We start from the raw sequence: 6652 nt of genomic DNA on the forward strand, positions 1-6652 counted from the left end.
ATCATTGTGGAAGCGGCTCCCAAGGAAATTCCTGTGGTTGTAATGGAAGCGGAAATAGTAGTTCCAGTAATCAACAAAGGAATTGTAATCATTGTGGAAGCGGCTCCCAAGGAAATTCCTGTGGTTGTAATGGAAGCGGAAAAAGTAGTTCCAGTAATCAACAAAGGAATTGTAATCATTGCAGAAACGGCTCCCAAGGAAATTCCTGTGGTTGTAATGGAAGCGGAAATAGTGGTTCCAGTAATCAACAAAGGAATTGTAATCAGTGCAGAAACGGTTCCCAAAGAAATTCGTGTGGTTGCAATAGAAATAGAGGTTCCAGTAATCAGCAAAGGAATTATAATCAGTGCGGAAACGGTTCCCAAGGAAATTCCTGTGGTTGTAATGAAAGCGGAAATAGAGGTTCCAGTAATCAGCAAGGGAATTGTAATGAGTGCAGAAACGGCTCCCAAGGAAATCCCTGTGGTTGTAATGGAAGTAGAGAAAGTGGATCCAGTAATTAAAAAAATATGGAATAGGATGAAACGGCAAACCGATTCAAGGGGCTCCCAAAAGCTTAATTCTGGGAGTTCTCCTCTTTTTTATATAAGAGAAACAAAAAATTGCTCTTTTTAGTAAAATAAACGAAGTGGTTTTTTGAACAAAAAAGTGAAGGTAATTTTCGCGGTCCTGTTTATATAAAATTTTATCTTATTTGTTTCTTTACACTAGAAAATAGGCCAGAGAAAGGTCATTGACCTTTCTCTGGCCTATTCAGGTTTTGTCTACTCGACATATTTGAAGTAGGTCATCAGACCATTGTCTGAATGATGTGATTGGTGACAGTGGAAGATCCAATCTCCAGGATTGTCAGCCTTGAATGCGATAGAAATACGTTGCATGGGCCTGACATTAATCGTATCCTTGACAAGCCAAGGTTCCTCTAAGGTTTGCCCATTGATAGCGACGACACGAAATGGATGTCCATGCAGGTGCATGGGGTGGCTTTCTGGTGACCGATTGATCAGATTGACCTTAATTGTTTCTCCGAGACGGACTTCGTAGGGTTCCACATCTCCGAACGAATCCCAGGTCTCACCATTGATTGCCCAGACCTTCCCCCCGGAGTCCATGGTCATGCCGAGGTCCATGTTGTAGACGTGGTCATATTCTGCTCTATCCGGACCGGGAATACCGGCCGTGATCCCCTGATACTTAGGAGCATTTTCTGGCGGATCAGCTAGATTTAAGGGCTTCGGGCGGTTATTAGCATCAGAGGTGTCTGAAGGCGTTAGTACTACTTTCGCCCGCATCCCGAACTCACTGTGACCAGGATCTATATCAACCATTTTGTACTCCCCCGGTTTATCTCCGATCAAGTAAACATCTACACGCTCATAAGGTGAGACCGTTGCATATTCAACGGGCTGGGCGGCGGGTAGTGAATGTCCATCCATGTGGGTTGTGTACATTTCCATTCCCTCCACCTTGATGCGGTGGGTCTGAAAGCCAAAGTTTAATAGCCGTAACCGCACCCGTTCATTAGCTTCGGCCTTAAATACATGCTTCGGGTCCCGTTTCCCGTTAATGGTGAACACATTATAAAGGTCTGTACTGCCGAGAAGAGCACTCGGCATCATCTTTTTCATGGTGCTCTGATCCATCTGATTGCCATCCGATGCCGGCGGGGGGTCACCCTCACCAGGAATCTTCATTTCATCCAGGCTGACCACCCATTCCGTATCTGCCTCGGGATAATCGGTAGGACCCATGGGTTCAATGATAAATGGGGCAAACAAACCTTTATCCAATTGGAGCACGTCACTACCGAAGGAATGGGCGTGATAGGAGTACGTTCCTGCCGGTTCTGCAGGAAATTCATAAATAAATTCTTCTCCAAAATTAACAGGGGGCTGGGTAACGGTCGGCACACCGTCCATACTATTGCGAACGGGAATGCCATGTAAATGTATGGCGGACCCAATGTTTGGTATTTGATTTCGAAATATTAGGCGTACCTGTTCACCTTCCTTGACGCGAATAATCGGACCAGGCAACGTGCCGTTATAAGTCCAGCCATCTATCGTTAATTGTTCATCGATTTGCACCTTTTCTGGATAAGCGGTAATTATGAACTCACGAACAGATTCTTCCTTAGTACTTTCTGCTTCGGTCTGCGATGGGGAGGCGAGCTCGTTGTTTTCTGCTGTCGGGAGGGATGGATCAGTAGAATCGTCTGGTTCTACGGGTGTTTTGGCTTCTGGTAAAGGCTTATTGCTTTTTGTTGGTACTTGGGATTCTGTCGTTTCCGATGTAGGCTCTTTTTGTTCTCGAGTCGGTTGCTGTGACGGTGATACTTCAGCTGAGGGAGTAGGAGGCAGTCTAGCTGTGTTTTCTTCCTGTCCACTAGGAGGACCGATCAAGTTCATTTGCGTTAGTACCCAGGTCAACAGTAGCGCTCCCGCGATAATAGAAATAATTAAAAAGGTCATTTTCGTGTAGAAGATCCACCTTCGAACCTTTCTTTTGGTCTGTTCAATCCGATCTTTGGTTGCTTTTCTCCATTTTTTAAACATAATTCACCTCACAATTTAGCATATATCTTTTCTATGGAAAACTGATGGATTTTGACGTCTCGACAGGTTTTCCATAACTCGAAGATAGGATAGGTGTCATTGGGGGGATTAAAACGATGAAGAATCCGTGGCTTAGGCTTATTATGTACACCTTAGGGGGCATTTTAATATTTGGATTGTTGGTCGTCCTCATTCCTTTTGTGTTTCCGAACGAAACTGCTAGTATTACACCACGTTCGCAGACGACTACCACTTCAAATAGCGGTGGTGGGACGACAGCTGAAAATAGCGCTGACGGATCCGGTGGAAGCGATGGCTCAAGTATGCAAGGAACTGGTGGATCCGGCGGAAGCGATGGCTCAAGTATGGAAGGAACTGGTGGATCCGGTGGCAGTGGCGGATCAGGTATGTCAGGAACTGGTGGATCCGACGGAAGTGGCGGATCAAGTATGGAAGGAACTGGTGGATCCGGCGAAAGCGATGGCTCAAGTATGCAAGGAACTGGTGGATCCGGTGGCAGTGGCGGATCAGGTATGTCAGGAACTGGTGGATCCGGCGGAAGTGGCGGATCAAGTACGGAAGGAACTGATGGTTCGGGTGAAAGCGGCGGATCAAGTGTGGAAGGAACTGGTGGATCCGGCGGAAGTGGCGGATCAAGTATGGAAGGAACTGGTGGTTCGGGTGGAAGCGGAGGCTCGAGCATGTCAGGAACTGGCGGTTCGGATGGCTCAAGCATGTCAGGCATGATGGGCATGATGAGAAAATCGAGAATGTCCAGTATGAGCGGCGGGACTACTAATCAATCCGAGGGAGCTAATTCCTCCAATGAAAGTAGCTCGAGTGTTTCGGCTTCGCCCAGTAGTGCAAATTCAGAGTTGCCAGGATATCTATTTACGATTTTCAATCCACCTTCGTCCCCAGGTCTTGGTGCCTTCTTTTTTTATGCATTTGCAGGTGTAATCGTTTTGTTTCTAATTGCCCTATTTATTGGTTTGACAGGACTCGCTCTTGCTTACTTCCAAAGATTGAGAGTGAGTGCTCGGCGGCGCAACCGTTACCGTCAATTGCCAAAGGGTGAAGGGGTGACTGTTCATGAAAAATAGGTGGTGGATTTGGGTAAGGAATTCGCTAATTGGTCTAGCAGTTTCGGGTTTTGCTGAGTTGCTTGTCATTACTTACTTTAATGATGCACCTATAAGCATTCAGGGGTTAAAGGGGGGCGCTGGAGTAATCATTGGCATCTTATTCACGGCTCTGTTTATTGTATTTACTACTGCCTTTATCTATTGGTTTGCACGGGTGAACAACCTAATAGAAAGGGACATTCCACGAAATCTTGATGATATCTAGATTTGGATTCAGAGAAGGAGGGGCACATTTGTTAGAGGTGTTTTTCAAAATTATAGCTCAAATCATTTTTTTGATGGTTGGTCTTGCCTTGTCATCATATCTTCGGACCTATTTAAAGTCCATGTTTAGTCGTAAATAACGACATCCCAATCTGAGGAGGAGTAGCTTATGAGAAAAATGAAGAAAGTGCTAGCTTTGCTAATAATTGCCTTAGTAACCATACTGGCAGCTTGTTCAGCAGAGAATGAAGAACAGAATACTAACGATTCCGAAAGTGAAAACGGAAAAGAGAATAAAAAGCAGAACACTTCTGAGGAGAATGTAAAGGTAAAACTGGATTTTTCCAGCGAGACACCGGAAAGTAATAAGGATGAGCCATTGGTGATCACAGCTCATGATGCAGAGGGGCAACAAATTACGGATTTTAAAGACATCCATGTCGACAAGCTTCATCTCATTGTAGTTAGTAAGGACCTGTCTGTGTTCAAACACGTGCATCCCATGTTAAACGATAAAGGGGAATTTGTGATTGATATCAATTTTCCAAAAGGGGGGGACTATCAATTAATCTCCACTTTATCGCCAGAAAAAATGAAAAATGCAAAAATTGTTGATAGAAAATGGGTGGAGGTGAAGGGAGAGAATAAGAAAGCACCAGCACCTGTACCAGATTCTGAGTTGACTAAAGTGTTTGAAGGTATGGAAGTAACGCTAGGCTTTGACAAACTGGTCGCAGGAAAAAAATTAAACATGAGCTATACGATAAAACATGCGGAATCGGGAGAACCGGTAACCGACCTTGAATCCTATATTGGATCAATGTCTCATGTTGTGATGATGAGTGAGGATTCAAAGCATTATATTCATGTTCATCCGGTTGATGAGAGCATGACAGGACCGATATTAAACTTCAATCCTATATTCCCGGAACCCGGAATATATAAAATATGGGGTGAGATCAAACATGATGGAAAAGTTATCGTTACTATGTTTGTGATCGAAGTACCAGAGGCTTAGAACATAGAACACGGACGACGCAGCCTATGAATAGAAAATTAAGTGGTGGAAAACTCAAGCGGTTGTTGGGTGGAAGAGGTAGAACTATTCCTTGTTCTACCTCTTCCATTTACTTTTTAGTAATAAAGAAAGAATTTTGGTGTTTACCTGTCTAGCTTCGACTTACAGTCATTTTTCAACCAAAAAAGGCAGCTTGCGCTTTACAAAACACATTCATTTTGTTTTAACTAGGGTAGTTTCCGTATTTTGTAGAAAGAAATTTAATCAGTGTCATAACTTAAGGGTTTTGGCTCCATTTTGTGGAATAATTGGTTTTTAATTATTTTGCTCTATATAAAAAGGTTTTATATAAAGGGTTTATGTTTAGTTTTGTTGTATACCTAGTATAGTTGGAATAATAATCAAGGAGTGAAAAAATGACAAATGAACGATATATTCCCCTACCTTTGAAAAGGGATGTGAGAAAAGAAGCTTATTTTGGTTGTGTATTATGTGGAAGTCCTATTATAGAATACCACCATATTAAAGCATTTCATCAAGTTAACGAACATACTAAAGAAAATCTTGTGGCGCTATGCCCCGAACATCACCATAGAGCAGATTGTGCTGAAATTCCAGTCAGTATTATTAATAAAGCTAAAGATAATCCTTTTAACAAGAATCAAAACTTTGTTTCTAAAGATTTCTTTTTATCTACATATACTGATTTAAGAACACGTGTAGGTTCTAATATTTATATAAGGACCCCAAAAATTTTGGTTGTAGATGAGCATCCTTTAATTACGATTCATCCTGACGATGAGGATAATGCTTTACTGAATGCAAAATTCTATAATTCACACGATGTCCTATTAGCAGAAATTAGAAACAATGAATGGTTAGCTTACAAAAATCCTGAATTTTGGGATATAAGTTATACTCCCGGTCATTTAAAAATTAATCGTGACAAAGGTAATATATTTTTAGAACTTAAATTAATTGATGGAAATATAGATCTTAGAGCAGATATGTTTTATCACCGTTATAAAGTAAATTTACTTCCCGACAGAACCGTATTAGGTGATTCAAATATTATTTCAAATTCTACGATGCAGGATTGTGGTGGAGGTATATCTATAGTTACTGGTAAACAATAATCAAATTAGTCATGTAAAAGTAGGAGTAAAAGCTTGTGTGTTTTACACCAGGTTTTTACGGATAGTTTCTTACGAACGGGGCATTTTAATTGAATAAGGATCGTCATTTGGGGTTTTTTTAATGAACATAACTGAAAGAATCTTGTGCTGCTGTATCGTATCCTGAACCGCTAGAAAACGAGATACTTGCCCAACCGATACTAATACCAATTTCACCACTTATCGATGTATCGTGTGCATATTCACCAACAACATTTCCATATTCAATGTTTCCTGGTTCACTAGAATCATCTGTTTGTACTTTTACACGTATATAAGAACCGTCGATTTCGCCATTAAGAATGTTAACGCTCCATCCAGCTCCAGATTGATCTATTAAAAGCACTGTGACCTCTTGGGCTGAATAACCAAGGAGTCATAGCGATCCCTCCAAACATTCCCAATTCTTTTTGTTGAATCAATCAATACAAAACTTAGATTTGATTGCTTTAAATAATAGCCCATCGCTAGTCCAGCCTGACCTGCTCCGATAACAAGAACGTCAACATCTTTATCCAAATTTTTACCCCCATCGGAATCATAACTTTTCCATTG

General features: G+C 41.8%; 7 protein-coding genes and 1 pseudogene. 5 read left to right on the plus strand and 3 right to left on the minus strand.

The genetic code is table 11. From position 1 onward, the window contains the following. On the plus strand, positions 1 to 615 hold a 615-nt coding region (locus AC3G7N_RS20160), incomplete at its 5' end, for a hypothetical protein (protein WP_489423956.1). Positions 616 to 764: 149 nt separating this feature from the next. Here AC3G7N_RS20160 and AC3G7N_RS20165 read toward each other — a convergent pair. Continuing rightward, on the minus strand, positions 765 to 2555 hold the full coding sequence (locus tag AC3G7N_RS20165) for a multicopper oxidase family protein (protein ID WP_489423957.1): 1791 nt from the start codon (positions 2553 to 2555) through the stop codon (positions 765 to 767). A gap of 116 nt (positions 2556 to 2671) precedes the next feature. Between AC3G7N_RS20165 and AC3G7N_RS20170 the strand changes: the two genes are divergently transcribed. From AC3G7N_RS20170 to AC3G7N_RS20185, 4 genes are all read left to right on the plus strand, one after another. Next, positions 2672 to 3658: a hypothetical protein gene (locus tag AC3G7N_RS20170; protein WP_489423958.1), complete on the plus strand. Its 987-nt coding sequence runs from the start codon at positions 2672 to 2674 to the stop codon at positions 3656 to 3658. Continuing rightward, on the plus strand, positions 3648 to 3905 hold the full coding sequence (locus AC3G7N_RS20175; protein WP_489423959.1) for a hypothetical protein: 258 nt from the start codon (positions 3648 to 3650) through the stop codon (positions 3903 to 3905). The genes AC3G7N_RS20170 and AC3G7N_RS20175 overlap by 11 nt, the downstream gene beginning before the upstream one ends. 168 nt (positions 3906 to 4073) lie before the next feature. Then, positions 4074 to 4922, plus strand: a complete 849-nt coding sequence (locus AC3G7N_RS20180; RefSeq protein ID WP_489423960.1) for a DUF8832 domain-containing protein — start codon at positions 4074 to 4076, stop codon at positions 4920 to 4922. Between the two features lie 416 nt (positions 4923 to 5338). After that, positions 5339 to 6058: an HNH endonuclease gene (locus AC3G7N_RS20185; protein ID WP_489423961.1), complete on the plus strand. Its 720-nt coding sequence runs from the start codon at positions 5339 to 5341 to the stop codon at positions 6056 to 6058. Positions 6059 to 6176: 118 nt separating this feature from the next. On the opposite strand, the gene AC3G7N_RS20190 is transcribed toward AC3G7N_RS20185, so the two are convergent. Next, a complete protein-coding gene (locus AC3G7N_RS20190) occupies positions 6177 to 6443 on the minus strand; it encodes a hypothetical protein (protein ID WP_489423962.1) in 267 nt (88 codons plus the stop codon). A 17-nt stretch (positions 6444 to 6460) separates the two neighbouring features. Further along, a pseudogene (locus AC3G7N_RS20195) lies at positions 6461 to 6616 on the minus strand (NAD(P)-binding protein); the annotation flags it as partial. Positions 6617 to 6652: the final 36 nt, after the last annotated feature.

This window comes from Virgibacillus carmonensis (assembly GCF_057836705.1).

Excerpts from the sequence above, each read along its gene's own strand:
- AC3G7N_RS20165 (WP_489423957.1), bottom strand. The coding sequence starts at position 2,555 with ATGTTTAAAAAATGGAGAAAAGCAACCAAAGATCGGATTGAACAGACC.
- AC3G7N_RS20170 (WP_489423958.1), top strand. The coding sequence starts at position 2,672 with ATGAAGAATCCGTGGCTTAGGCTTATTATGTACACCTTAGGGGGCATT.
- AC3G7N_RS20175 (WP_489423959.1), top strand. The coding sequence starts at position 3,648 with ATGAAAAATAGGTGGTGGATTTGGGTAAGGAATTCGCTAATTGGTCTA.
- AC3G7N_RS20180 (WP_489423960.1), top strand. The coding sequence starts at position 4,074 with ATGAGAAAAATGAAGAAAGTGCTAGCTTTGCTAATAATTGCCTTAGTA.
- AC3G7N_RS20185 (WP_489423961.1), top strand. The coding sequence starts at position 5,339 with ATGACAAATGAACGATATATTCCCCTACCTTTGAAAAGGGATGTGAGA.